This window comes from Nocardioides sp. Root1257 (assembly GCF_001425175.1).
Classification (GTDB): domain Bacteria; phylum Actinomycetota; class Actinomycetes; order Propionibacteriales; family Nocardioidaceae; genus Nocardioides.
On sequence record NZ_LMDV01000011.1, the window covers coordinates 51,389 to 76,609 of the forward strand.

The following is a 25,221-nucleotide window of genomic DNA, read 5'->3' on the forward strand; positions in this document are numbered from 1 at the left end:
CCTTGAGCCTAGCGGAGGGCCCATCCACTTGACAGTTCCTTAGAATTTATAAGATTCTCTTTTTTCCACTGGTTCGACGCGAACATCGAGGCAACGCTGCATGGGGCATGACGTGAGTGACGACGTAACTGCTGTCGCGCCGACAGTGCTGCGCGATCCGCCGTTGACGGGCCTCGTCGTCGCTGACTTCAGCCGGGTCCTCGCCGGGCCGCTGGCGACGATGACCCTGGCCGACCTCGGTGCGACCGTCGTGAAGGTCGAGCATCCCGACGGCGGAGACGACACGCGGCGCTGGGGACCTCCCTGGACGCGGAATGGGTCGTCCTACTTCGGCTCCGCGAACCGCTCGAAGCAGAGCATCGCGCTGGACCTGCGGGTGCCCGCCGACCTCGCAATGGCTCACGAGCTCGTTCGTCGTGCCGACGTGCTGGTGGAGAACTTCCGATCGGGAGGCTTGGACAAGTACGGCCTCGACCCGGTCGCCAATCGAGTGGTCAACCCGCGATTGATCCACTGCTCGATCACGGGCTTCGGCAGCGGGGCCGGCGCTCACCTGCCGGGCTACGACTTCGTCGTGCAGGCGCTGGGCGGGCTCATGAGCATCACGGGCGAACCTGGCGGCGACCCGCAGAAGGTTGGGGTCGCACTTGTTGACGTCCTCACGGGCAAGGACGCCGTGATCGGAATCTTGGCTGCTCTCCACCAACGGCGACTGACTGGGCTCGGCCAGCACGTGGAGGTCAGTCTGTTGCAGAGCCTCATCGGGTCGCTCGCCAACCAGGCCAGCTCGTACCTGGCCACGGGAACCTCGCCGCACCGCCTGGGCAACCGACACCCGTCGATAGCACCTTACGAGACCCTGCGCTGTGCCGACGGTCTGCTCGCGGTGGCGTGTGGCAATGATCGACAGTTCCAGCGCCTGTGCGAGGTGCTCGGACTTCCGCGTGTGGCCGGTGACGATCGCTTCTCGACCAACGGCGCCCGCGTTGGGCACCGTGACGAGCTCGTCGCGCTGCTCGAGGACCGACTTGCCGCTCGCACCGCTGCCGAGTGGCAAACGGTGCTGACCGTCGCCGACGTGCCTGCTGGTGAGGTGAAGGACATCGCTCATGGGATCGACCTGGCCGTCTCGTTGGGCCTTGACCCTCTCGTCGATGTCGATGGCGAACCCCCTCAGGTCGCTCACCCGATCCACTATTCGGCTTTCGAGCCCGCACACCCCACCCCACCTCCGACCCTCGGCCAACACGACGATGACGTCCGACGCTGGCTGACTACCCCCACCTCGGACGCCGTCAACAACCAGGAGCACCTATGAGCGCCACGACCAGGAACCTCACATTCAACCCCGCAGACCCGGCCGGCATCGATGTCGTGCTGAGCCAGGACGAGCGCGACATCCGTGACGCCGTACGGCACTACTGCGACGACCGCGTCGAGCCGCACATCGCGACCTGGTTCGAGGAGGGCACCATCCCCGGGATCCGCGACCTGGCGCTCGAGCTCGGCGAACTCGGTGTGCTCGGCATGCACCTCGAGGGCTACGGATGCGGCGGGATGAGCGCCACCGAATACGGACTGGCGTGCCTCGAGCTCGAGGCGACTGATTCGGGCCTCCGATCGCTGGTCTCGGTGCAGGGGTCGCTGGCGATGTTCGCGATCCACCGCTGGGGCTCGGAGGAGCACAAGCAGCGGTGGCTGCCGGACATGGCAGCGGGCCGCGCCATCGGCTGCTTCGGACTGACCGAACCCGATGCCGGGTCCGACCCCGCCTCGATGCGCAGCCGCGCCCGCCGCGACGGCGACGACTGGATCCTCGACGCCCGCAAGATGTGGATCACCAACGGCTCCGTTGCCGACGTGGCCATCGTCTGGGCTCAGACCGACGAGGGCATCCGTGGCTTCGTCGTGCCAACCGACACCCCTGGCTTCAGTGCTCCCCTGATCAAGCACAAGATGTCGCTGCGTGCATCGGTGACCAGCGAGCTCGTGCTCGACTCGGTCCGCCTGCCCGCTGACGCCGTCCTGCCCGAGGTCGTCGGCTTGCGGGGCCCGCTGAGCTGCCTCAACGAGGCGCGCTACGGCATCGTGTGGGGAGCGATCGGAGCGGCACGCTCCTCCCTCGAGGCAGCCCTCGCGTACGCCAGCGAACGCACCCAGTTCGGCAAGCCCATCGCCGGGTTTCAGCTCACCCAGCAGAAGCTCGCCGACATGACCGTCGAGGTCGTCAAGGGCACACTGCTCGCGCTGCACCTCGGTCGCACCAAGGACGCCCGCGGCCTGCTCCCAGCACAGGTCAGCCTGGGCAAGCTGAACAATGTCCGCGAGGCGCTCGAGGTGTGCCGAACGGCCCGCACGATCCTCGGCGCCAACGGCATCAGCCTCGAGTACCCGGTCATCCGGCACATGAACAACCTCGAGTCGGTCCTGACCTACGAGGGCACCTCGGAGATGCATGCGCTCGCGATCGGCCAGGCCATGACCGGAATCGCGGCCTTCCGGTGACGTCGGCTACGGGGATCATGACCCTCAGCCACTTCGTCGGCGGTGAGCGGATCGAGGGTGGCCCGGTCCACCACGACCTCAGCCCGTCGGACTCGACCGACGTCGTCGCTTCCTGGGGAGCCGCGAGCGAGGACCTCGCCCACCAGGCCATCGAGGCAGCGGTCGCCGCGGCTCCGGGGTGGGCGTCCACTACCGGTGCTCGACGCGGCGAGATCCTCACAATCGCGGGCCTCGAGATCGAGCGTCGCGCGGACGAGCTCGGACGTGTCCTCGCCCGCGAGGAGGGCAAGACACTTCCTGAGGCGATCGGCGAGGTCCGCCGCGCGGCCCAGATTCTGCAGTTCCAGGGCGGACAGGCAATCCGCAACCGGGGACAACTGCTGGACTCCGTCCGCCCAGGCATCGAGGTCTCGATCACGCGCGAGCCGGTCGGTGTGGTCTCCGTCATTGCGCCGTGGAACTTCCCGATCGCCATCCCCGCATGGAAGATCGCGCCGGCACTCGCCTACGGCAACACCGTCGTCCTCAAGCCGGCAGAGGCCGTGCCGGCCTCAGCCTGGCACCTCGTCGACATTCTGCACCGCGCCGGCCTGCCGGACGGCGTGCTCAACCTGGTCCTTGGCCGCGGCAGGGAGATCGGCGACGTGTTGACCGGTTCAGTCGGGCTCAACGCCGTGACGTTCACCGGATCCGAGGACACCGGTCGCCGGGTGCTAGAGCGCACCAGCGCAGCGGGCATCCGCGCGCAGCTGGAGATGGGCGGCAAGAATCCCCTCGTCGTCCTCGACGACGCCGACATCGAAGTCGCGGTCACCCAGGCGCTCGCTGGCGCCTACGGATCGACCGGCCAGCGCTGCACGGCCTCCTCCCGCCTGATCGTCACCCGGGGGATCCACGACCGGTTCGTCGACGGCCTGAGCGTCGCCATGGCGGGCTTGCGAGTGGGTCACGCGCTCGAGGACGGGATCGACATGGGCCCGGTCGTAGACCGGGACCAGCTCGACCAGGACCGACGGTATGTGAGCGAGGCGGCGGACGCCGGCCGCGAGGTGGTCGGCGGCCAGCTCGAGGCCGCCCCGACTGACGGATTCTTCATGCGCCCTGCGCTCGTGCTGGGCACCGACCCGGAAGATGCCATCAACCGCGAGGAGGTCTTCGGGCCAGTCGCCTCGGTCATCGAGGTCGAGGACTACGAGCAGGCCCTCGCGGTCGCGAACGACACCCCATACGGGCTGACGGCCGGCATCATCACCACCTCGCTCGCTGCCGCCCACGACTTCCGGCGGCGCGCCGAGGCGGGCATGGTCATGGTCAATCTGGCAACGGCGGGGGTCGACTTCCATGTCCCGTTCGGTGGCCGCGGAGCCTCGTCGTTCGGCCCGCGCGAGCAGGGTGAGGAGGCTCGCGAGTTCTTCACCCAGGTCAAGACCGCGTACGTCGCATCTGGGGCGGTCACCTGAAACCGAGCCCGGCACCACCAGTTTTGACCCCACGACAGGAGTCGGCGTTGGCAGACGCAGCGGCAGATCGACGAACGATCGGGATCGTCCATCCCGGCGACATGGGTGCAGCGCTTGGTCGCTGCTTCGTCCAGCGTGGCCATCGGGTGATCTGGGCCTCGGAGTCGCGGGGACACCGCACACGACATCGCGCCACCCGAGCGGGGCTCGAGGACGTCGGAAACCTGGCGACCCTGGTGGCTGAGTGTGACCTGGTGATCTCGATCGTCCCACCCCACGCAGCCGCCGATGTCGCTCATACGATCGGTCATCGAGCACGAGTTTTCGTCGACGCGAACGCGATCTCGCCGGCACAGTCGACGCAGCTGCGAGCCTTGGTCGAAGGTGGCGGTGGCCGCTTCGTCGACGGTAGTGTGGTCGGTGAACCCCCGACCGAGGGGAGACCCGTGCGCCTCTTCCTCTCAGGCCCGGCTGCCCAAGCAGCCGCTCAGGTCCTCGGCGGCGGACCGGTCGAGGCGATCACGCTCGAAGGCCCATCAGCAGCGTCGGCTCTGAAGATGTGTTACGCCTCCTGGACCAAGGGCAACCAGGCCCTCCTGCTAGCCGGGCTCGCCGCAGCTCGCGCTCACGGGGTCGAGTCGGACCTCCTCGCTGAGTGGGGTCGGTCCCAGCCTGATCTTGGGACGAAGGTCCACGCGGCCGCAAACGCCGCGGCACGCAAGGGATGGCGATGGGCCTTCGAGATGCGGGCAGTCGCAGAAACCTTCCGCGATGCTGGTCTACCTCACGGGTTCCACGAAGCGGCTGCATGGATCTATGAGCGTGCACTGTCAGGCGACGGGCCGAGTTCAGGCGAGGTGACCCTGGGGGATGTACTCGACGAACTTCTGCCTGGTGGCGATGCTGGTGCCAACTAGGGCAAGCAGAGCCAGCTAGCCGGGAGATACCGTTCCTCGTCCAGCATCTGCTGGGAGTGGCGGTACGACCGGCCACGAAACGGTCCGCACGAACTCCACCGCCGCTCGAGCCCTACTAGTCAGTCCGAGCGCCGCGGACCACATGACGACGACCGCGATCGTAGGAATGTCAGAGAGGAGCTCTCGACGCACCGTCGGGAAGTCGCCGACGTTTGAGTAGTCGGGCCACTGCTGGAGCAGCAGTCCATAGCCGAGGCCCCTGCCGACAAGCGAACGGACGACGTCGGGGTTGCCAGTCCTATGACGGATCTTCGGAGTCAGCCCACGTTCCGCGAAGAGGCCCAAGGCGTGGTCTGTCGACGGTGGCGCGTTGAGCATGATGAAGTCCTCGTCCGCCAGGTCCTCGAGGTGCACGGCTGGAGCATCGGCCAAGCGGTGGTCGACTGGGAGCAGCACGTGCGGACGCAACTCGAAGATCTTCTCCCGCGGCGTGTTCCCCGGTATGAATGCGTCATAGGCGAAAGCGATGTCCAGTCGACCGGTGTCCAACAGGTTGACGAGGTGGTCCTGGGTCGCTTCCATCGTCTCGAGATCCAGCCCTGGGTGTTCGGTTGCGAACGAGGTGAGCAACGGAGGTAACACCGTCGGCGCGATGGTCGTGAAGCAACCGATCGCCAGTGGTCCGGCCAGCCTCGTGCCGCCCGCGTGAAGGGCGACGTTCAGTTCATCCGCTGCGTGCAGAAGGCGTCGTGCGTCCTCCACCGCTCGAATACCAGCGCTGGTCAACGTCAGGCCTTGTGCCTTGCGGCGTACGCAGAGTTGGGTGCCGAGCAGCCGTTCGAGCTCGGTGATGGCGTCCGACATCGCGGATGGGGAGATGTGCATACGCTCTGCGGCGGCGACGATCGTGCCGGCGTCAGACGCTGCGACCAGGTAGGACAGCTGCCTCAGAGTGAAGGACGGCGGCGAAGGGTTCACGGCGTCGATGACCTCCCTGGATCCAGCACGTCGCTGGCCCAAACCTAACTTCGATTCCCCCGAACTTCTAGAGGGCTTCTCACCGCTTTACACGCGTTTGTGACGAGGGCAACACTGGGCGGACTCGCCTCGCGGAGCGCAGGTCGAGCAGGCCGCATGCAGCAGCCCCGGGACACCCTCCGGCTACTGCGATCTCGAACCCGTTGGCCATCAACGGTCACGCGGCACCAACCGGACCGGAGCGGAGACAGAACTGTGGCGAACACAAAGACGATGCGCGCGGCGCGCATGCACACCGTCGGCGAACCCCTGACGATCGACCAACTGGAGATCCCGACACCACGTACGACCGACGTCCTGGTCGAGGTCAAGGCGTGCGGCATCGTGCCCAACCTGGGCAACGTGCTCAACAACATCGGCACCTGGTTCCCGCACCTCTCGCTTCCCTCGCTGCCCGCCATTTTCGGACTAGACGCCGCCGGCGTCGTCGTCGCCAAGGGCGACCAGGTCCACAACGTCGAGATCGGCCAGAGGGTGTACGTCAACCCTGCCCGCTACTGCGGAACGTGCCGGCCCTGCCAGAAGGGCAACCCGGCCGCCTGCAAGTACTACACCTTCAACGGCTACTTCGGCTTCAGTCCCGAGTCGCAGAAGATGTTCGAGGACTACCCGTACGGCGGCCTGGCCGACTACATGACGGCCCCCCAGTACAGCTTGGTCAGTCTGCCCGATAACGTCTCCTTCGAGACCGCCGCACGCTGGGGCTATCTCGGCACGGGCTACCGCGCGCTGCGTAAGGCCGACGTGTCGGCGGGCGACACGGTGCTCGTCAATGGCGCCAGCGGAACCCTTGGGATCGGTGTCGTGCTCTTCGCGATGGCGCTGGGCGTGCGCAAGATCTTCGGCACTGGTCGCGACGTCGACCTCCTCCGCCAGGTCGAGGCACTGGCGCCGGGTCGCGTCGAGGTGCATTCCCTTGAGAGCGAGACCAGCGTCGCCGACTGGGTCCACGACCGCACCAACGGCGAGGGGGCCGACGTTGTGGTCGACGCCCTCGGCCCCGGCGCTGCGCAGTCGAGCTTCCTCGACGCGTTCGGAGCTCTGCGCCGCGGTGGGACCCACGTCAACATCGGTGCGACCGCGGGAGAGATCCCGCTCAACCTGCACGAGGTCCTCGATCGCGACCAGAACGTTCTCGGCTCCCTCTGGTTCACCCCTGCCGACGGTCAGGAGATGGCCGCCCTCGCCGAGAGCGGCGCCGTTGACCTCTCCGCACTCGAGCATGAGGTGTTCGAACTCGAGGACGTGAACAACGCACTCGCCGTCTTCAAGAACCGCAACGGCGGGTTCAGCAACTACGTCATCGTCCCCTGACCGAGCCGACCCACCCACCCACCCACCCACTGAATCTGGAGATTCACCATGAACGTCAGGCGTGTTGTCGCAGGCAACGACTCCTCAGGTCAAGCGGTCTTCTTGTCGGACGGCGTCGTGCCGCACTCCCACGAGTACCAGCACCTTCCTGGACAGGCTCACGCCCGCGTCTGGTTCAACCAGGAGGCACCCTCGACCGCAGTTCCGGCCGAGGAGACCACGAGCGAGAGCGGGCCGATCTTCCCAGCGCCCGGCGGGGCGAGCTTCATCGTCGTCCAGTACGCACCTGACGCGCTCGCGATGGAGCCGGGCTTCGACGGCGCGAAGGCAGGTGCCGAGTTCGGCCAGTACCTGCCCGACCTCGCCGTCGCCATGGATCCTGAGGTCCCGGGCATGCACCGCACCCAGAGCGTCGACTTCGGCATCGTCCTTGACGGTGAGATCTGGCTTGAGCTCGGCAGCGGCCAGGAGACGAAGCTGGAGCGCGGCGACACCATCGTCCAACTCGCCGGCCGTCACGCATGGCGCAACAAGTCCGACCAGCCCGCCACCGTGGCCTTCGTGCTGACCGGCGCCTCCGAGGGCTGATCGCACTGGTGTTCACCTGCCAGCCAACGACCGAGGAAGGGTTCGTCATGAGTCACCAGGTCGGTATCCCGGGAGCACCGGACTGGACGACGTTCGCGCCGCGCGTGGTCGAGCCACGCTCGGCACGCAAGGTCGTCGAGCCCGGCCCGATGTACGACGACATCATTAGGCCGCTCCGTCCCTTCACCGGCATGCAGCTCAGTGACCTGCCGGACGCTCGTCCGGCGGTCGAGCTGCTGCCGGAGAACGGCGACCTCGACCGCGCCAAGACCATCACCGCGGCGGCACAGGACGTTCTCGCGGAGCTCACCACCGAGCAGCGGCAACGCGTCACCCATGAGACGGATGCGGTGGAGTGGCAACAATGGCTCAACTCGCACCCCAACATCCTCCGGCACGGGCTGATCCTCGAGGACCTCACCGAGGGGCAGCGTGGGCGCGTGATCGCGCTCATGCGGGAGTCGCTCTCGGAGGCTGGCTTCACCCAGGCGCGCGACATCATGCGGATCAACGGCCTCCTCGGAGAGATCACTGGTCGTGCCGAAGAGTTCGGCGAGTGGCCCTACTTCTTCTCCCTCTTCGGCGACCCTAGTATCGACGAGCCGTGGGGGTGGCAGCTCGACGGACACCATCTCGACCTCAACGTGGTGGTGGTGGACGGTCACGTCGTCACCACCCCCGCCTTCATGGGGAGCGAGCCGTGCGCGATCAGGACCGGCCCGCTCGCCGGCACCGAGGTCATGCGCGCCGAGCATGAGGCCGGGCTCCGCTTCATGCGGTCCCTCGACCCTGCGGCCGCCGCGATCGCCACTGCCCGGTCGTCGATCCTCACCGCCGACCTACCGTCCGAGCTGCTCCACCCCATCAGCGGCCGGGCGCTCGGGGGCCCGTTCGGTGACAACATCGTGCTGTCCAGCGAAGGTCTCCCTGCCTCCGACCTCAGCCCTGCCCAGCGCACGCTGCTGCTCGAACTGATCTCGACGTATCTCGGCTGGAGCCCAGACTCGACGGCCGCAATCCGTCGCGCCCTGTGCGCGGAGTACCTCGACGAGACCAGCTTCTTGTGGATGGGTCGAGTCTCGGACGCGGGACCGTTCTTCTACCGGGTCCTCAGCCCGGCCGTGATGATCGAATTCGACCACCATGCCGGCACGGCCTTCGACAATCCTGAGCCGACCGCCAACCACATCCACAGCCTGGTCCGGACGCCGCGCAAGGGCGACTACGGCGTCGATCTCATCCAGCGGCACTACGAGCGCTTCGACCACTCCAGCGGAGGTCATCGACCGTGGACGTGACCGGCGACACCACTCCAAAAGACCGCCCGATCGAGCTCGACGACGAGCTCCGCCGCCTGCTGACTACGGTGGCGGTGGACACTGTCGTACATCAGCTGGAGAAGCGCGGCATCACCAGCAGCTACCTCACCGGTCTCCGGCCTCTGTTACCCGGCCATCGGCTTCTCGGCTATGCCCGGACCCTTCGGTTTCTGCCACTACGGGAGGACCAGCGCCCGGTGCTGATGTCGGGAGTCAATGCCCAACGGCGGGCGATCGAGGAGGCCCGCCCGGACGACGTCCTGGTGATCGACGCCCGTGGCGTACCCGACGCCGGCACGATCGGTGACATCCTGGCGTTGCGGCTCCAGCAGCGAGGGGCCGGCGGCGTCGTCACCGATGGCGCCATCCGCGACCCCGGCGCGATCGCCGAGCTCGGCCTCCCGTGCTACCACCAGGCGATCCACAGCGCCACTTTCGGCCGCCGCCACATCCCGTTCGAGGTGAACCGGCCCGTCGCCTGCGCCGGCGTGCTGGTCATGCCCGGCGACATCATGATCGGTGACAGCAGCGGCTGCGCGGTGATCCCGGCCGCGCTCGCGGCCGATGTCGCTCGCGACGCCCACCAGCAGGAGCAGGAGGAGGGTTGGGCCGCAGAGCGGGTGCGACAAGGTGAGAGCACCCTCGACACCTTTCCGCTCGCGGCTGACCGGCGACCCGAGTTCGACACTTGGGTCAGGCGCCAGGCTGGAGCACCGGGAGAAGGCCTCGAATGATGTCAGCCGACTCACGTTTCACGTCCCGTCGCGCCGTCGAGATCGACGGCTTCGCGCATCGCAACCCGATCCCGGCGGCGTCGCGACTCGGTCCGCTCCTGATCTCCAGCATGGTGGTCGGCTACGAGCCCGGCACCAGCGTCGTCCCGCGGGACCCTGCAGCCCAGGCGCGCAACGTGTTCGACCACGCAGCTGCGATCCTCGCCGCCGCCGGGGCTACGTGGGACGAGGTCGTGCGCATGACGTTCTACGTCCCCGATCTCGCGCTGCGGCCAGTCGTCAACGCACCGTGGCTGGAGACCTTCCCCGATGCCACGACCAGGCCAGCCCGAGTCACCCACGCCTCTGAGAGTGACCTCGGGATCCGGGCCGAGTTCGTCGCTTTCGTCCGGGCTGGGAGTGGCGCGTGAAGCTGACAGACGGGCAGCGTATCTCGGCGGCCCAGGCGCTGTTCGCGGCAGAGCGCGACCGCGCCTGGATCGAGCCCCTCACCGTGACCTACCCCGAGATCGACATCGAGGACGCCTACCGCATCTCCATGCTCGTAACCGAGATGAAGACCACGGCCGGCCATCGGGTCGTGGGCCACAAGATCGGGCTCACCTCGGAGGCCATGCGAAAGCTGGTCGGGGTCGACGAGCCCGACTACGGCACCCTCTTCGACACCTGGATGGTCCCGGACGGAAGCGTGTATCCGGCGGACCGGCTCAATCACGCCCGGGTCGAGATCGAGCTCGCCTTCGTGCTGAACGCGCCGATCGATGTGGCGCGGCCGACGGCGGTCGACGTGATCCGCGCCACCGAGTTCGTGCTGCCCGCGATGGAGATCGTCGACAGCCGGTTCCGGGTGCGCGGCAATGTCATCGACAGCATCGCCGACGCGGCGACCTGCGGCGGTGTCGTCCTTGGCAGTCGGCCGATGCGCCTCGGCGATCTCGACATCCGTGACGTCTCTGGAAACCTCGAGGTCAACGGTGAGGTCGTAGAGCGAGGCAGCGCCTCTGCATCCATGGGCAACCCTGTGAACGCGGTGGCCTGGCTGGCCGGCAAGCTCCATGAGTTCGGCATCTCGCTGCACCCGGGAGACGTTGTGCTATCGGGCTCCTTCATCAGGGCACCCTGGATCTCGCCAGGCGAGGAGCTGGCCGCGCACTTCGAGGGCTGCGGCTCGGTCTCAGTGACCGTCGGCGCGAAGGACAACACACCATGACCCCGAATCGCATGAGGGAACAGTGGTCACGCGGAGAGGTCACGCTGGGAGGCTGGGTCCTCACCGCCGACCCGCTGGTGGCCGCGATCGCTGGCTCGATCGGTTTCGACTACGTCGGGATCGACGTCCAGCACGGTGCGGCGACCGGGGCGACGACCCCAGGTATCGTCAGCGCCCTTGCCGCACGGACTACGCCGCTGGTCAGGGTATCCGAGAATGCTGGGGCAGCTATCGGCATGGCGTTGGATGCCGGCGCACTCGGCGTCATCGTGCCCATGGTCGAGTCGGCCGAGCAGGCGCGCATGGCGGTTTCCGCTTGCCGCTACCCGCCAGAAGGCGCTCGGAGCTTCGGGCCCGCCCACGCCCGCATCCTCTGGGGTGCCGACTACGGATCTTGGGCCGATGACGTCGTCGCCTGCATTCCAATGATCGAGACGGTCCGTGGCCTCGACAACGTCGACGAGATCATGGCGGTCCCGGGCGTAGACGCCGTGTACGTCGGCCCCGCCGATCTCTCCTTGAGCCTTGGCTTACCGCCGGTCCTCGACCACGAGGACACCAGATTCGGTGACGCGCTCGAGGCTGTCACCGCAGCGGCCCGTCGGCACGGTGTGGTCGCCGGTGCGCACGCCAACGCTGCCCTCACCGACAAACGAATTGAACAGGGGTTCGGCATGATCACCGTTTCCGTCGATCAACCGTTGCTGACCGAGGCGCTCGCCAGGTCATTGCGAGACGGCCGAGACGCTGTCGAGCGCGGTGAGGCATGAGTTCGACAGGTGGCTTCGAGACCGATCGTCATGCGGCGGCTCCCGAACCGGGCGCCGCCGGCGCGACGACCAGCGACCTGGCCTACGACACCGACGTGCTTGTGATCGGATCCGGGCCGACCGGTTCGACGGCAGCACTTGCATTGGCGCGGTACGGCCTCCGTGCGCGCGTCGTGACGAAGTGGAACTGGCTCGCCAACGGTCCGCGCGCCCACATCACCAACCAGCGGGCGATGGAGGTGCTCCGCGACCTCGGCGTCGAGGAGAAGGCGACCGACGTGGCCGCACCCTGGCACCTGATGGGCGACATGACCTTCATGACCAGCGTCGCCGGTCCGGAGGTCGCCCGGATGCGGGCCTTCGGCACCGGCGAGGACCGTACCTCCGACTACCGCACCGGCAGCCCGTGTCCGATGCTCGACATACCCCAGCCCTTGCTCGAGCCGATCCTTGTCGACGCGGCAGCAGCGGCAGGGGCCAACTACAGCTTCAACACTGAGTACCTCTCCCACATCCAGGACGACGAGGGCGTGACCACCCTGGTCCGAGACCGCCTGTCAGAGCACGAGTACACGATCCGATCGCGCTACCTCTTTGGCGCCGACGGGGCCGGCTCGAAGGTGGCTGCGGACATCGGACTGCCCATCGAGGGTCAGATGGGTCGTGCCGCGACCATTTACACGGTGTTCTCGGCCGATCTCACCAGGCACGTCGAGCATCGGCCGAGCATGCTGCACTGGATCCTGAACCCCGAAGTCGGCTACGGCGAGATCGGTATGGCGACCCTGCGGTCGATCAGGCCGTGGGACCTGTGGATTGGCGGCTGGGGCTACGACCTCGCGGACGACCCGCCCGACACCAGCCCGTCGGCCATCCTGCCGGTCTTGCGCACCCTGATCGGCGACCCGACCGTCGAGATCGAGATCCACTCCACCAACACCTGGCGGATCAACCAGGCGTGGGCGAAGTACTACTCCTCAGGCCGAGTCTTCTGCGGCGGTGACGCCGTCCACCGGCACCCGCCGAGCGGCGGGCTCGGTTCCAACACCAGCATCCAGGACGCGTTCAACCTGGCCTGGAAGTTTGCGTACGTAGTGAAAGGCTGGGCTGGCGAGTCCCTGCTGACGACGTACTCCGACGAACGGGCACCTGTCGGCAAGCAGATCGTGGCCCGGGCCAACCAGTCGCGGGTCGACTACCAGCCGATCGCCGACCTCTTCCGGGACAACGGCGACGACGATCCGATCGTTGCCGGACTGGCGAGGTTGCGCGACCCCGGTGCAGCGGGTGTCGCAGCCCGGGAGTCGCTCAACGAGGCGCTCCTGCTCAAGAACAGCGAGCACAACGCCCAGGGGATCGAGCTCAACCAGCGCTACGAATCCGCCGCCGTGATCCCCGATGAACCTAGTGCCACCGAGGTGTGGGACCGCGACCCCGGCCTGTACCTCCAGGCAACCACGCGTCCGGGGGCGAAGATCCCGCATGTGTGGCTGACCGACGATGCCGGCCGCAAGGTCTCCACGCTGGACGTCACGGGCCAGGGAATGTTCACCCTGGTGACCGGGCCGGCCGGGAGCTGCTGGAGTGCAGCTGCCGACGCCCTCGACCTTCCGTGGCTCCGTACTGTCGTCGTCGGTGCCTGCGGGGTCTATGACTCCTACTTCGCCTGGCACCGCGCCCGCGAGATCGACGAGGCAGGCTGCCTGCTCGTGAGGCCGGACGGCTACGTCGCGTGGCGCCACGCGACGGGCGTCGACGACGTTTCCACGGCCGTCACGCAGCTCCGCTCTGCTATCGATCGGGTCCTCGGCGCGTCGTCCTAGAAGACGACGGTCGTGTTGCCGTGGCGGGCGACGCGGTCCTCTAGGTGCCAGCGGACGGCGCGCGAGAGGACCGCGCGCTCGACGTCCGCACCCAGACGCGTCAGGTCGTTTGTTCCATGGCGGTGGTTCACGCGCACGATGTCCTGCTCGATGATCGGGCCCTCGTCGAGGTCGGCGGTGACGTAGTGGGCAGTTGCGCCAACCAGCTTCACCCCGCGGTCCTTGGCCTTCTGGTAGGGCGCCGCGCCGATGAACGCGGGCAGGAACGAGTGGTGGATGTTGATCAACGGGCACCCGACCTGGTCGAGGAACCCGGGGGTGATGATCTGCATGTAGCGGGCCAGCACCACCAGGTCCACGTTCCCCTGCAACAGTTCCAGCTGTCGCTGCTCCGCCTCGGCACGGTTGTCCTTCGTGCTCGGAATGTGGAAGTAGGGAACGCCGAAGGGGCGGACCTGTTCGGCGAGGTCGGGATGGTTCGAGATCACCATGGCGATGTTCATGTCGAGCTCGCCGCGGCGGTGGCGCCACAGGAGGTCGAGCACGCAGTGGTCGGTCTTGGAAACCATGATGGCGACCCGCTTCGGCTTCGAGGCCTCGGTCAGCCGGAACTGCATGTCGAACTTCTCTGCGACCTGTGCCGCGAACGTGTGCTCGAGCTCGGGCCGGGCAGAGGCGAGCCCTGGCAGCCGGAAGGTCGTGCGCTGGAAGAAGGTCCCGCCGGCTTCCTCGGTCGCGTGCTGGTCCAGGGTGACGATGTTCGCTCCGGCGCCAGTCAGGAAGGAGCTGATGGCGGAGACGATCCCAGGGCGGTCGGCGCACTGGATCAGCAACCGTCCGCTGTCGGCGAGGACGTGCGGCGGCGGGGTCGACTGAAACAGCTGCGGGGTGCTGCTGGTCGTTGTGTTGCTCACGGTGATGCTCCTGCATTCGCGGGTGGTCGGGAGGTCCAGAGCTCAGAGTTCGGGGTCAGGCCAAACGCTTGAGGGATCGCGTCCGCCACTCCTCGGTCGAGGCGAGGTCGTTGAAGGTGAACACGTGGAAGCCGGCGAGGTGGTTGTCGGGCTGGCCCAGGTGCGGCGCAAGTCCGCGCATGATCTTGTCGGGGCGGTAGCCGCCGGGCACGAAGAAGCGCCACAGCATCCCCTGCTGCTTGGTGAGGAACCGTGCGGACTCCCCGATGCCCAGGCCGCTCGACACGCGCAGGAGCTTCTGGCGGTGCACAGCGCCGGGAACGCCCACGTGGATCGGCAGGGTGACGTCGCGTGCGTGCAGGTCGCGCGCCCAAGCCAGGATGACTGCGGGGTCGAAGACGATCTGTGTGGTGATGTGCGTCGCCAGGAGGGCCTTGTCCTGCATGGCCTTCATCAGTACCTCGTCCGAGACCGCAGGGTGTCCCTCGGGGTGACCCCCGATGCCGATGTCGGTGAAGCCGTGGCCGAGGTCGTGCATCGCGCGCAGCAGGGCGAGCGCATCTGCGAACTCGCTCGGGGTATCCGTGCGGTCGCCGCCGATCACGAACGCCTCGGTGATGTTGGCCTCGCGGCAGTGTGCGAGCAGCTCCTCGAGGTGGGACCTGCTGCGGACCTGATGGGCCGAAAAGTGCGGCGCGACCGAGTAGCCGTGGCCGACGAGGCGGGCTGCTAGCTCGAGTGTGGCGTCCTGCCCCTTGCCCGGCGAGGCCGTGACGCTGAGATGGACGTCCCGGGGGACTGACGCGAGCACGTCCTCCTCGGCCCTCCTGAGGGGAATGACCTCGTACCCAGCCCTGGCCAGCGTGTCCTTCAGCGTTCCTCGCGCGGTCTCGCTGCGAGCCGACATGGGGTGGATCATGGCTCGTGATCTCCTGAACGTGTTGGGTGTCGGGCTTTCGGGTGCCCATCGCGGCCGACGAAGGGTTGTGGCCGACGTCTCACTTGTGCTCTCCATGGTGAGCCTCAGAGAACTTCGGAAAAAGCGGAGAAAAGCGGACTCGCTTTCCGCTGGGCCCGAATTGCACTACTTCGCCTTTTCACGTTTTTCACCACGCGTTTGCCCGCTTTACAGGGCTCTCCGGCGAGGGGAGCATCGTCGCCACCACGCCTTCAGGTGACGCTCGTCACCAGAACTGTCCGCCCGGAGTTCGATCCCTGAACCCTGACGTCGACGGGATTCAGGCGTGCCCAAACTCAGATCTACGTGGAGGATGATCGTGGGCAACACTCTTCAGGCTGCCATTGCCAGGGCCGGCAGCGCGCACGCCCTGTTGTGGGAGTCGCAGACCCCTGCCGCCGTGATCTCCGGGCTCACGCCCGAGTTCACCAACTGGCGCGACGAACAGTTGGCCTGGCGTCGCACCTCGGTCCTGTTCGACCAGTGCCACCACATGTGGAACCTCAACATCAAGGGCCCTGACGCGCTGAAGCTGATCCGGGACACCGCGATCAACAGCACCGAGTACTTCCCGGTCAACGCCGCGAAGCAGTACGTCGCCGTCAGTGGTGAGGGCTTCCTCATCGGCGACAACATCCTCTTCCGCAACGAGGAAGACGAGTTTCAGGCCGTCGGCATGGCGGCCACGATGAACTGGCTCGAGTACCACGCGGCCACCGGTGGCTACGACGTCGAACTGTGGAGCGACACCCCGTCGGCACTCCGCGCCGGGCCTCCGAAGGTCTACCGCTACGAGGTGCAAGGCCCCGGTGCCCTCGATGTCATCCAGGACGCGATCGAGGGCGAGTTGCCGACCGTGAAGTTCTTCCACGGCACACGGGTGCGCATCGCCGGCAAGGAGGTTCGCGCCCTGCGCCACGGCATGGCGGGTGAGCCCGGATTCGAGTTCGTCGGGCCTTGGGTCGACCACGAGGCCGTGCACGAGGCACTGCTCAAGGCCGGCGCCAGGCACGACATGGTCCAGGTGGGCGGCCGCGCCTACCTCACCAACACCCTCGAGTCGGGGTGGCTGCCACGCCCGCTGCCTGCGATCTTCACCGGGGACAGCACCAACGACCACCGCCAGTGGCTCTCGGCAAGCTCACATGACGCGAGGGCGTCGCTCGGTGGCAGCTTCTACTCCGAGAACATCGAGGACTACTACTTCACGCCGTTCGACCTGGGTTACGGCCGAATTCTGAAGCTCGACCACGACTTCATCGGCCGCGACGCACTCGAGACACAGCTCGAGGACGGTACCGCGGAGGCCAATCGCAAGGTCACCCTGGTGTGGAACCGCGATGACACTGCCGAGGCCTTCGGGTCGATGTTCGACGTCGAGATCGGTGCGAAGTACTTCAACCTCCCGCTCGCGAACTACGCGACGTACCAGTACGACCGCGTCGAGACCACCGGCGGCACGTACGCCGGGAGATCAAACTACGTCGGCTACTCCGCGAACGAGCGGTCGATGCTGTCCATCGCCGTCGTCGACGCCGCGAACGCCGAGCCGGGCACCGAGGTGACCGTCCTCTGGGGCGAGGGGAAGCCGTCCTCGAAGGTTCAGGTCGAGGACCACCGCCAGGTCCGCATCCGCGCCACCGTGCAACCTGCTCCCTTGGTAGCGAAGGCGCGCACCGACTACCGCTCGAACGCGCCCCTCACCAGCGCCTGACCCCACGAACGCCCCGAAACATCGGTGTCCTTCGGGTGACACCGCCGCCGTCGATGCATCACACAACATCAACTAGGAGAATCTCGATGCGGCTACAACTTCCGACGACACCGGCTCGCTTCTCAACGGCGATAGTCGGCAGCGTTCTGCTTATCTCGCTCGCGGCCTGCGGCACGACCGAGAGCGACGGCGGCTCCGACGGCGCCTCCGATGGGGGCTCCAGCACTGCTGCCGCGTCCTCCCTGCCGGCTGAGGCGTCACAGCGTCTCGAGGCTGCCATGCAGCCGGTCGCTGCGTTCCCGGGTCCGACGGACCCGATCTCGCCGGCTCCAGGCACCAAGGTGACAGTGATCGAGTGCAGTGCCATCGGTGAGTCGTGCGTCGGCACAGCCAATGGCGCGAAGGCGGCCGGGGAGGCCTTGGGGTGGGACGTGACCGTCGTGGACGGCAAGGGCAACCCGACTGACTGGAACGCCGCGATGTCGGCCGCGCTTGCCGGTGGGGCCCAGGCGATCATTCTGTCCGCGGTGCCACCGGCGCTTGTTCAGGCCGGGATGGACCAGGCCAAGGAGAAGGGTGTGCCGGTCATCTACGCGCACGGCCTCGATGCCCAGGGCGCGACGTCCCTGGTCGCCGTGGACCGCGCCGAGCAGGGCCGGGTCATCGCGGACTACATCGCACAGGACTCCGGCGGCACTGGACAGGTGCTTGTCCTCCGCGACCCTGAGTTCCCTGAGCTCGAGGTCATGGACGACGCGTTCAAGAAGGAGCTCGCCACGGCGTGCCCGGACTGCAAGGTTGCGTCGGAGCAGAAGTTCACCCTCGGCGCCATGACTACCGACGTCCCCACCATCGTGAAGGGCGCGCTGCAGGCAAACCCTGACATCGACTACGTCTTCGCGCCGTACGACGCTGCCGCGACGTTCGTGAACCAAGGGATCCAGGCCTCGGGTCAGGGTCCGGTCAAGCTCGTGGCGACCGGCGGAGGCACGTCCGCGATCAAGCTGATCGAGGACGGTCAGCTCAACGCCACGGCCGGGGTTCCTTCTGAGTGGATCGGCTACCAGTCGATCGACGCCATCGCTCGTAACCTGGCGGGTCAGGCGATCCCTGAGGTCCCGGTCGTGTCGGGTCTTGTCGTCAAGGACAACGTCTCCCAGCAGGCGGTGACCGGCAGCTACGACGGTGGCTTCGACTACGCAAGTGCCTACGAGAAGCTCTGGGGCAAGTGACACGGGCTGCCGCCCCGGCAGGGGCCTCGGTTCCTGCCGGGGGGGTCGCCACCTTGGTGAAGGTCGAGGGGCTGACCCACAGTTACGGTCCGGTAAGGGTTCTCGAGGACGTCTCGTTTGACCTGAGGCCGGGTGAGATCCACGCGCTGCTGGGTGCCAACGGCGCGGGGAAGTCGACGCTGATCAAGGCTCTCGCCGGGCTGGTGAGCTACGACTCTGGCTCGATCGATGTCTGTGGTCAGCACGTTCCACGCCACACGACGGGGCACGCCCTCAACCAGATGGGCTTGGCGTTCGTGCACCAGGACCTCGGTCTGATCGAGGAGATGACCGTCGCGGAGAACATCGCTCTCGAGGCGGGTTACGCACACAAGTGGGGTCTGATCGACTTCAGGGGCACGGCGCTGGCCGGTCGCAAGGCCACCATCGAGCTCGGCCTCGACGTGGACCCCAATGCCCCGGTCGCATCGCTTGAGCAGGACGAGAAGGTCATGGTGGCGGTCGCTCGCGCCTTCTCGCTGAACGCGCGTGCACTCGTGCTCGACGAGGTCAGCTCGAGCCTGCCGAGCCCTGAGGTGACGCGCCTGCTCGGAACCATCAAGAAGACCACCGCGCTCGGGCTGGGCTACGTCTACGTGACCCACCGGCTCGACGAGCTCTTCGGCTTCGCGGACCGCGTGACCGTTCTGCGCGACGGCCGGGTCGTCCTGACCTCGGCCATGGCCGACCTCGACAAGGCGAAGATCGTCGAGGCGATCATCGAACCCAGAGCAGACCCCCACACCGACGGTGGCGCCGTCATGGCCACCGGCTGGTCCGAGGACGACAGCGTCTCTCCTCACCCATCTCATGCGGCGGTTTCCTCGGGGCCGCGCGAGGTCGTACTGGAAGTTACCGACCTCGACGTACGCCACCACGGCGCTCCTGTCTCGTTCGAGGTGCGAGCCGGTGAGGTGGTCGCCCTGTGCGGGCTGATCGGCTGTGGCGCCAAAGAGGTTGCCCGCGTCCTTGGCGGCGACCTGCACCCGGTCTCGGGGACGGTCGCCCTCAAGTCCGTGCCACTGCCCCTGGGGAATCCGGCAGCGATCCGGGACACGGGGTGCTCCTACGTCCCGGGCGACCGTCAGGGCGAGGGCGTCGTGGGCCAGATGAGCATCCGGGAGAACCTGTTCGTGACTCGGCGTGGCGGGCAGGGGCGCCGCGGCAACCAGGTGTTCCGTCTGCCCGGGGCCGAACGGGCCTTCGCGCAAGAGCTTGCGGACTCCGTCACTCTCAGGCCGGCTGGATCCGTCGAACGGCCGATGCTGACGCTTTCGGGGGGCAACCAGCAGAAGGTCGTGTGTGCCCGGGCGCTTCGGACCAGCCCGCGGCTCCTGGTGCTGGACGACCCCACCGCCGGCGTTGACATCGGTTCACGCGCACAGGTCCACAAGCTCGTTCGGGACGCCGTTGCCGAGGGTACGGCCGTCGTCTTCGCTTCGACCGACTACGACGAGGTCGCCCATCTGGCCGACCGGGCGCTCGTCATGGTGGGCGGCACCATCACCGCGGAGCTGACCGGACAGCAGCTCACTGCCTCGAACGTCGCCCGAGCCAGCTACGGAGAAGAGCTATGACAACCACTCACGACCAGCAGGCCCCGGTCGCTCGAGACCGGGCGGCGCGACAGGTGTCGTTCCGGAACCTGGTGAGCAGGTACGGACTCATCGGCGTCCTCGTCATCGAGATCGCGGTGTTCGCCTACCTGAAGCCCGACACCTTCTTCACCCTCACGCAGTTCCAGTCCATCGCCCTGACCCAGGCCGTGGTCGCCATCCTCGCCCTTGCTGCCGTCCTGCCGTTGGTCGTGGGCCAGTTCGACGTCTCGCTCGCGTTCCAGCTTGGTCTGTCCCAGGCGGTCTGCGCCAAGTTGATCCTCGAGAACGGCTTGCCATGGCCCGTGGCCGGGCTGATCGCCATCGGAGTGGGGGTCCTGATCGGTGCCTTCAACGGGTTCCTGGTCTGCGTGATCCGCCTGAACTCGTTCATCGCCACGCTCGGTACCGGCACTCTGGTCCTCGGCATCACCGGCTGGTACACCGGCAACCTGCAGGTCACCGGCCAGCTACCGACCACCTTCACTGACCTGACTCGTAGGACCGTCAGCAACGTCCCCCTGACCATGGTCTATGTACTCGTCCTGATGCTCGTCCTCTGGATCGCCTTCGAGTACACCTCCTGGGGGCGCGAGGCGCACGCCACCGGCGCAAACCCAAGAGCGGCGTACCTCGCGGGCGTGCGGGTGGACCGCGTCACCTGGACGTGCTTCATCGGAGCAGGCGCATTCGCAGCATTCAGCGGCATCGTCTCCGTCTCGATCCTGGGTGCATCCTCACCCTCCGTTGGACTCGGTGAGCTGCTGCCCGCTTACGCGGCAGCATTCCTCGGCGCCACCTGCATCCGCCCGGGCCGGTTCAACAGCATTGGGACCGTCATCGCCATCCTGGTCCTCGCTGTCGGAATCACCGGACTCCAGCTCTACGGTGCCCAGCCCTACGTCCGAGACCTCTTCAACGGCGCAGCTCTCCTCATCGCCATCACCTTTGCCGCACTTACCTCACGACGGGCCAGAACCTGACGACCGCACCGTCACCTCCCGAGCGCCATCGACCGACGGCTTGATGACAACGACAGGAAGCTTCATGTCAGCACGACTTCTCGACGGCCGTGCCGTCGCCGCCGACTTGCTGAAGCAGTGTGCGGTCGATGCCGCAGAGATCGGACGAGTACATGGTCGGGCGCCGACGTTGGCCACCGTCCTGGTGGGTGACGACCCTGCCTCGCACACCTACGTGCGCATGAAGGCGAACAGGTGCGCCGAGGTCGGCATCGAGTCACGACGCATCGAGGTCGACGCGTCCACCTCGACCGACGAACTCCTGGCGATCCTGCACGACCTGTCTGCCGATCCGGGGGTCGACGGGATCCTGCTGCAGCACCCCGTCCCGAGCCAGATCGACGAGCGGGCCGCCTTCGAGGCCATCGCTGCCGACAAGGACGTCGACGGAGTCACGCATGCGTCGTTCGCCGCCATGGCGGACTCAGGCGTCGGCTACCACTCCGCCACCCCGGGAGGCATCCTGCGGTTGCTCGACGCGTACGAGATTGCGCTCGCTGGGCGGCATGCCGTGGTCATCGGGCGCAGTGCGATCCTCGGCAGGCCGATGGGGATGCTCCTTCTCGGTCGCAACGCCACCGTGACCTATTGCCACTCGCGGACAGTCGGCCTCGCCGACCACGTCGGTCGAGCGGATATCCTGGTGGCCGCGGCTGGCGTGCCGGGCGTCGTGGAGGGCGACTGGGTCAAGCCCGGTGCGGTCGTGGTCGACGCCGGCTACGCCGACAACCGGGGCGACGTGCAGTTCGACTCCGCGAGCCAGCGGGCCTCCTTCATCACCCCGGTACCGGGGGGTGTCGGGCCGATGACGATCGCGACGCTACTCGAGCAGACGGTGGCCGCGGCTCGTCGACAGCTAGTCCACGTCGCGGTCGCCAAGGGCTGACCCGGTACGCCATGGTGAGCTGGCCGGACACCTGGGCCGATCACGGCCACTCGACCGCGCAGGAGACGGCCGAGGCGCCATGCCAGGTCTGGGGCGTGCTCAACGTGACGCCCGACTCCTTCTCCGATGGGGGGAAACACCTCGACCACGACGTCGCCGTCGCCCGGGGACATCAGATGGTGGCGGAGGGGGCAGACGTCGTTGACATCGGTGGCGAGTCCACCCGGCCCGGCGCGCGCCGCACAACTCTCGAGGTGGAGATCGCCCGCGTCATGCCGGTCGTGCACCGACTCGTGGCCGACGGGGTGGTCGTCTCGGTCGACACGATGCGCGCTCACGTGGCCGCGGCGGCGATCGACGCCGGGGCCCGGTTCGTCAACGACGTGTCGGGTGGCGCCGCCGATCCCGCGATGCTCCCGCTCCTTGCTGCGACCGGCCAGCACTGCGTATTGATGCATTGGCGTGGACACTCCGAGGGGATGTCCACGAAGGCCCACTACAGGGACGTGCTCGCGGAGGTGACCCTCGAGCTCGAGCGTTGCGTTGACCGCGCCGTGGCTGCTGGTATCGCCACCGAGCGGATCATCGTGGACCCCGGCCTCGGCTTCGCGAAGGACAGTCGTCACAACTGGGAGGTCCTTGGGGGCCTCCATCGCCTCCGTACAAGCCTCGGACTTCCGGTCCTCGTCGGTGCCTCACGCAAACGATTCCTCACCGAGATGGTCGGCGGGGCGGATGCCTCGTTGCAGGACCGCGACACCGCAACGGCGTCAGTGTCTGCGTTGGTCGCGGCAGCCGGCTGTTGGGGCGTCCGTGTCCATGACGTGCGCGCGTCGTCGATCGCCGTCCACGTCGGTCGGAGGATGTCCTCTTCCACCGGAGGGCTGGCGACCGTCCCTTGACGACGTCGATGACCGAGCGAGTGGGGGTCCGCGACAGCCGGGTCCTGGTAGTCGACCACTACGACTCGTACACGTGGAACCTGGTTCACCGGGTCGGGCAGGCGACGAGAAGGCACCCGGACGTCGTGCAACACGATCAGGTGTCGGCTCGTGAGGTGCTGGCCGGAGCCTTCACCCACATCATCCTGTCGCCAGGCCCCGGCCGGCCCACCGATCCGGAGGACTTCTCAGTGGGTCGCGAGGTTGTCCGTCGCGCGCAGGTGCCTGTGCTCGGTGTCTGTCTCGGGATGCAGGGCATCGCCACCGCCTTGGGCGGTGTGGTCGCTCAGGTCGAGCCCGCTCACGGGCTGGTCAGTCGGGTCAGGCACGGTGAGCACCCCATGTTCAGCGGGATTCCCGCCGTGTTCGACGCCGTCAGGTACCACTCGCTCGCGGTCCTGGACCTTCCCGACGTCTTGCAGCCAACGGCATGGTGCGGGCCAGCGGGGTCGCCCACGGTCATGGCTATTGCTCATCGCACCCGGCCGGTCTGGGGCGTCCAGTACCACCCGGAATCGATCCTGACCGAGCACGGCGATCGCTTCGTCTCGAACTTCCTGGGGCTGCGATGACCGTCCACGACGTGTTGTCGAGTCTCCGGGAGGCTGGAGACCGCGTGCGGGGGTTCTGGCTCGACGGGGCGGGCGGGAGGAGTTGGTCCGGGCGAAGGTCGATTCTCGGACTCCTCGAAGAGGGGGATCCGTCCCTGGTGTTCGATGCTCATCGTGGCGTGGTCGAACGTCATTGCGACGGGGTCGTCGAGGAGGTCGGGACCGACATCTTCGACGCGCTCGAGCGCGAGATGGCCGCCCTCGCGGGGAGCATTGAGATGTGGGTCGGCTACTTCGGCTACGCCAGCCGGACGGACCTTCCCGCCCGCGCGAGCATCAATGGGGTTCCGGACGCCGTCTGGATGGGCTGCCGCGCTCCCGTCGTCGTCGACGAGCCAACGGTCCCTGAGAGCCGGACTGGCCGCGGTGACCATACTTCCGACGTACCTGCGGACGTCCCGACGCTGGAGGAGTACGAGCACTGGTTCGACACCGTCCAGCACCACTTGCGGGCCGGAGACACCTACGAGTTGAACCTCACCTACCGGACGTCTCGGTTGTCCACCTGCGATCCGATGACGACCTACCTGCGTCTGCGGAAGTTCAACCCTGCGCCATACGCCGGCCTGCTGACCCACCGCGGCACCACCCTCCTGGCCGCAAGCCCGGAGAGGTTCGCCAAGGTCGACGAGGACCGGTGGTTGGAGACGAAGCCGATCAAAGGCACCACGTCCCGCGGTCGGAACACTGCCGAGGATGCAGCGGCTCGGTGGGACCTCGCCACGGACGCCCGCTTTCGCGCGGAGAACCTGATGATCCTGGACCTCCTGCGTAACGACCTCGCGACGGTGTGCGCCGTCGGGAGCGTGACGGTGCCCGAGTTGATGCAGGTGGAGTCCTACGAACACGTCCACCAGCTCGTGTCCACAGTCCGTGGGCGGCTCCGTCCGGAGGTGAGCACTGTGGCTTCAATTCGCGCCATCTTCCCTCCGGGGTCCATGACCGGAGCACCGAAGCGGCGGACCATGGAGCTGATTGACTCCATCGAGCCGACCGCCCGCGGGATCTACTCGGGCGCCTTCGGTTGGATCGGCACCGACGGCACAGCCGACCTCGGCGTCGTCATCAGATCCGCGGTGGCGACGTCCGCGCCCGGTGGCCACACCTACGAGATCGGATGTGGCGGCGGCGTCACCGTGTGGTCCGACGCCCGGGCGGAGTACGACGAGACCATGTGGAAGCTCTCGTCCGTCGTCGGCGCGATAGCGGAGCGCGGCGAGGTCGCTGGGCCGGGAGCGGTGCGCCCTTGATGATGAAGCAGTCAAGCGCAGTGCGGACCAATCCTTTACGACAGCGTCGTAGGTCTCTGTCGTCGGCTCAGTCACGAGGTCATTGCACGTAATCATGCCTTTCGCGTAGCCCCGCGGTTCGTGGGAACGACGAGCACTCATCGACGGCGACACACTCCAAGAAGCATGACCGTTGACACATCCCGACGGGGCTGCATTGATGGAGAGCAGAGCCGCACTCGGGCGGCTGGAGGTGCAGGGTGCCGTATCGGACGCGGGTTCAGGTCCCGCCGAAGGTGTGTCGTCAGCAGCGGGTTACGAGGTTCCGACGCCATGATGCCGATGTTCCTCGACCTGTGCAGTGGCGCCCGTTTACATACATGCACCCACTCGGGAACGGCG

Annotated in this window: 23 protein-coding genes; 20 read left to right on the forward strand and 3 right to left on the reverse strand. The window is 67.2% G+C overall.

What is annotated here, in order from left to right:
• Positions 1-112: 112 nt before the first annotated feature.
• From ASC77_RS20770 to ASC77_RS26320, 4 genes are read left to right on the forward strand one after another with little or no spacing between them, the layout of a single operon-like run.
• Positions 113-1,318 (forward strand): CaiB/BaiF CoA transferase family protein, encoded by a 1,206-nt coding sequence (locus ASC77_RS20770; protein WP_235547860.1) that lies wholly within the window; start codon positions 113-115, stop codon positions 1,316-1,318.
• Positions 1,315-2,505 (forward strand): acyl-CoA dehydrogenase family protein, encoded by a 1,191-nt coding sequence (locus tag ASC77_RS20775; RefSeq protein WP_056157354.1) that lies wholly within the window; start codon positions 1,315-1,317, stop codon positions 2,503-2,505. The genes ASC77_RS20770 and ASC77_RS20775 overlap by 4 nt, the downstream gene beginning before the upstream one ends.
• A gap of 17 nt (positions 2,506-2,522) precedes the next feature.
• A complete protein-coding gene (locus ASC77_RS27625) occupies positions 2,523-3,965 on the forward strand; it encodes an aldehyde dehydrogenase family protein (protein WP_056157357.1) in 1,443 nt (480 codons plus the stop codon).
• Between the two features lie 47 nt (positions 3,966-4,012).
• Positions 4,013-4,882, forward strand: a complete 870-nt coding sequence (locus ASC77_RS26320; RefSeq protein ID WP_156391213.1) for an NAD(P)-dependent oxidoreductase — start codon at positions 4,013-4,015, stop codon at positions 4,880-4,882.
• 15 nt (positions 4,883-4,897) lie between these two features.
• Here the strand turns inward: ASC77_RS26320 and ASC77_RS20785 are convergent, their stop codons facing one another.
• On the reverse strand, positions 4,898-5,860 hold the full coding sequence (locus ASC77_RS20785; RefSeq protein WP_056157359.1) for a LysR family transcriptional regulator: 963 nt from the start codon (positions 5,858-5,860) through the stop codon (positions 4,898-4,900).
• 156 nt (positions 5,861-6,016) lie between these two features.
• Here ASC77_RS20785 and ASC77_RS20790 point away from each other — a divergent pair, with 156 nt between their 5' ends.
• From ASC77_RS20790 to ASC77_RS20825, 8 genes are all read left to right on the forward strand, one after another.
• Positions 6,017-7,234 (forward strand): alcohol dehydrogenase catalytic domain-containing protein, encoded by a 1,218-nt coding sequence (locus tag ASC77_RS20790; protein ID WP_200945076.1) that lies wholly within the window; start codon positions 6,017-6,019, stop codon positions 7,232-7,234.
• A 117-nt stretch (positions 7,235-7,351) separates the two neighbouring features.
• On the forward strand, positions 7,352-7,822 hold the full coding sequence (locus ASC77_RS20795; protein WP_200945077.1) for a cupin domain-containing protein: 471 nt from the start codon (positions 7,352-7,354) through the stop codon (positions 7,820-7,822).
• Positions 7,823-7,869: 47 nt separating this feature from the next.
• A complete protein-coding gene (locus ASC77_RS20800; protein WP_056157364.1) occupies positions 7,870-9,120 on the forward strand; it encodes a DUF3500 domain-containing protein in 1,251 nt (416 codons plus the stop codon).
• Positions 9,111-9,875: a hypothetical protein gene (locus tag ASC77_RS20805; RefSeq protein ID WP_056157366.1), complete on the forward strand. Its 765-nt coding sequence runs from the start codon at positions 9,111-9,113 to the stop codon at positions 9,873-9,875. The genes ASC77_RS20800 and ASC77_RS20805 overlap by 10 nt, the downstream gene beginning before the upstream one ends.
• Positions 9,872-10,285, forward strand: a complete 414-nt coding sequence (locus tag ASC77_RS20810) for a RidA family protein (RefSeq protein WP_082575132.1) — start codon at positions 9,872-9,874, stop codon at positions 10,283-10,285. Before ASC77_RS20805 ends, ASC77_RS20810 begins: the two co-directional genes overlap by 4 nt.
• Positions 10,282-11,085, forward strand: coding sequence for a 2-keto-4-pentenoate hydratase (locus tag ASC77_RS20815; RefSeq protein WP_056157370.1), 804 nt, complete (start codon positions 10,282-10,284; stop codon positions 11,083-11,085). The genes ASC77_RS20810 and ASC77_RS20815 overlap by 4 nt, the downstream gene beginning before the upstream one ends.
• On the forward strand, positions 11,082-11,855 hold the full coding sequence (locus ASC77_RS20820; RefSeq protein WP_082575134.1) for an HpcH/HpaI aldolase family protein: 774 nt from the start codon (positions 11,082-11,084) through the stop codon (positions 11,853-11,855). The genes ASC77_RS20815 and ASC77_RS20820 overlap by 4 nt, the downstream gene beginning before the upstream one ends.
• Positions 11,852-13,678: an FAD-dependent monooxygenase gene (locus ASC77_RS20825; protein WP_082575136.1), complete on the forward strand. Its 1,827-nt coding sequence runs from the start codon at positions 11,852-11,854 to the stop codon at positions 13,676-13,678. The genes ASC77_RS20820 and ASC77_RS20825 overlap by 4 nt, the downstream gene beginning before the upstream one ends.
• Here ASC77_RS20825 and purU read toward each other — a convergent pair.
• Together purU and ASC77_RS20835 are read right to left on the reverse strand one after the other, a co-directional pair.
• Entirely contained in the window at positions 13,675-14,592 is a 918-nt protein-coding gene (gene purU, locus ASC77_RS20830) for a formyltetrahydrofolate deformylase (RefSeq protein WP_235547863.1), read from the reverse strand. The two genes, ASC77_RS20825 and purU, sit on opposite strands and share 4 nt — an antisense overlap.
• Before the next feature lie 55 nt (positions 14,593-14,647).
• Entirely contained in the window at positions 14,648-15,499 is an 852-nt protein-coding gene (locus ASC77_RS20835; protein ID WP_056157773.1) for a methylenetetrahydrofolate reductase, read from the reverse strand.
• A 370-nt stretch (positions 15,500-15,869) separates the two neighbouring features.
• Between ASC77_RS20835 and ASC77_RS20840 the strand changes: the two genes are divergently transcribed.
• The 8 genes from ASC77_RS20840 (at position 15,870) to ASC77_RS20875 (ending at position 24,840) form a co-directional block, all read left to right on the forward strand.
• Complete coding sequence (locus ASC77_RS20840; RefSeq protein ID WP_200945078.1) at positions 15,870-17,264, forward strand: aminomethyltransferase family protein; 1,395 nt, start codon at positions 15,870-15,872, stop codon at positions 17,262-17,264.
• Positions 17,265-17,350: 86 nt separating this feature from the next.
• Positions 17,351-18,496: a sugar ABC transporter substrate-binding protein gene (locus ASC77_RS20845; RefSeq protein WP_056793505.1), complete on the forward strand. Its 1,146-nt coding sequence runs from the start codon at positions 17,351-17,353 to the stop codon at positions 18,494-18,496.
• A 56-nt stretch (positions 18,497-18,552) separates the two neighbouring features.
• Positions 18,553-20,112, forward strand: coding sequence for a sugar ABC transporter ATP-binding protein (locus tag ASC77_RS20850; RefSeq protein ID WP_235547899.1), 1,560 nt, complete (start codon positions 18,553-18,555; stop codon positions 20,110-20,112).
• Positions 20,109-21,113, forward strand: a complete 1,005-nt coding sequence (locus ASC77_RS20855; protein WP_056157381.1) for an ABC transporter permease — start codon at positions 20,109-20,111, stop codon at positions 21,111-21,113. The genes ASC77_RS20850 and ASC77_RS20855 overlap by 4 nt, the downstream gene beginning before the upstream one ends.
• On the forward strand, positions 21,079-22,038 hold the full coding sequence (locus ASC77_RS20860) for a bifunctional 5,10-methylenetetrahydrofolate dehydrogenase/5,10-methenyltetrahydrofolate cyclohydrolase (protein WP_235547865.1): 960 nt from the start codon (positions 21,079-21,081) through the stop codon (positions 22,036-22,038). Before ASC77_RS20855 ends, ASC77_RS20860 begins: the two co-directional genes overlap by 35 nt.
• A 95-nt stretch (positions 22,039-22,133) precedes the next feature.
• Positions 22,134-22,940: a dihydropteroate synthase gene (gene folP, locus ASC77_RS20865; protein ID WP_056157776.1), complete on the forward strand. Its 807-nt coding sequence runs from the start codon at positions 22,134-22,136 to the stop codon at positions 22,938-22,940.
• Positions 22,941-22,948: 8 nt separating this feature from the next.
• Positions 22,949-23,551 (forward strand): anthranilate synthase component II, encoded by a 603-nt coding sequence (locus ASC77_RS20870; RefSeq protein WP_056157385.1) that lies wholly within the window; start codon positions 22,949-22,951, stop codon positions 23,549-23,551.
• The gene (locus ASC77_RS20875) at positions 23,548-24,840 is read left to right on the forward strand and encodes an anthranilate synthase component I family protein (protein ID WP_056157386.1); all 1,293 of its coding nucleotides are present in this window, start codon (positions 23,548-23,550) and stop codon (positions 24,838-24,840) included. Before ASC77_RS20870 ends, ASC77_RS20875 begins: the two co-directional genes overlap by 4 nt.
• The last annotated feature ends 381 nt before the right edge of the window (positions 24,841-25,221 follow it).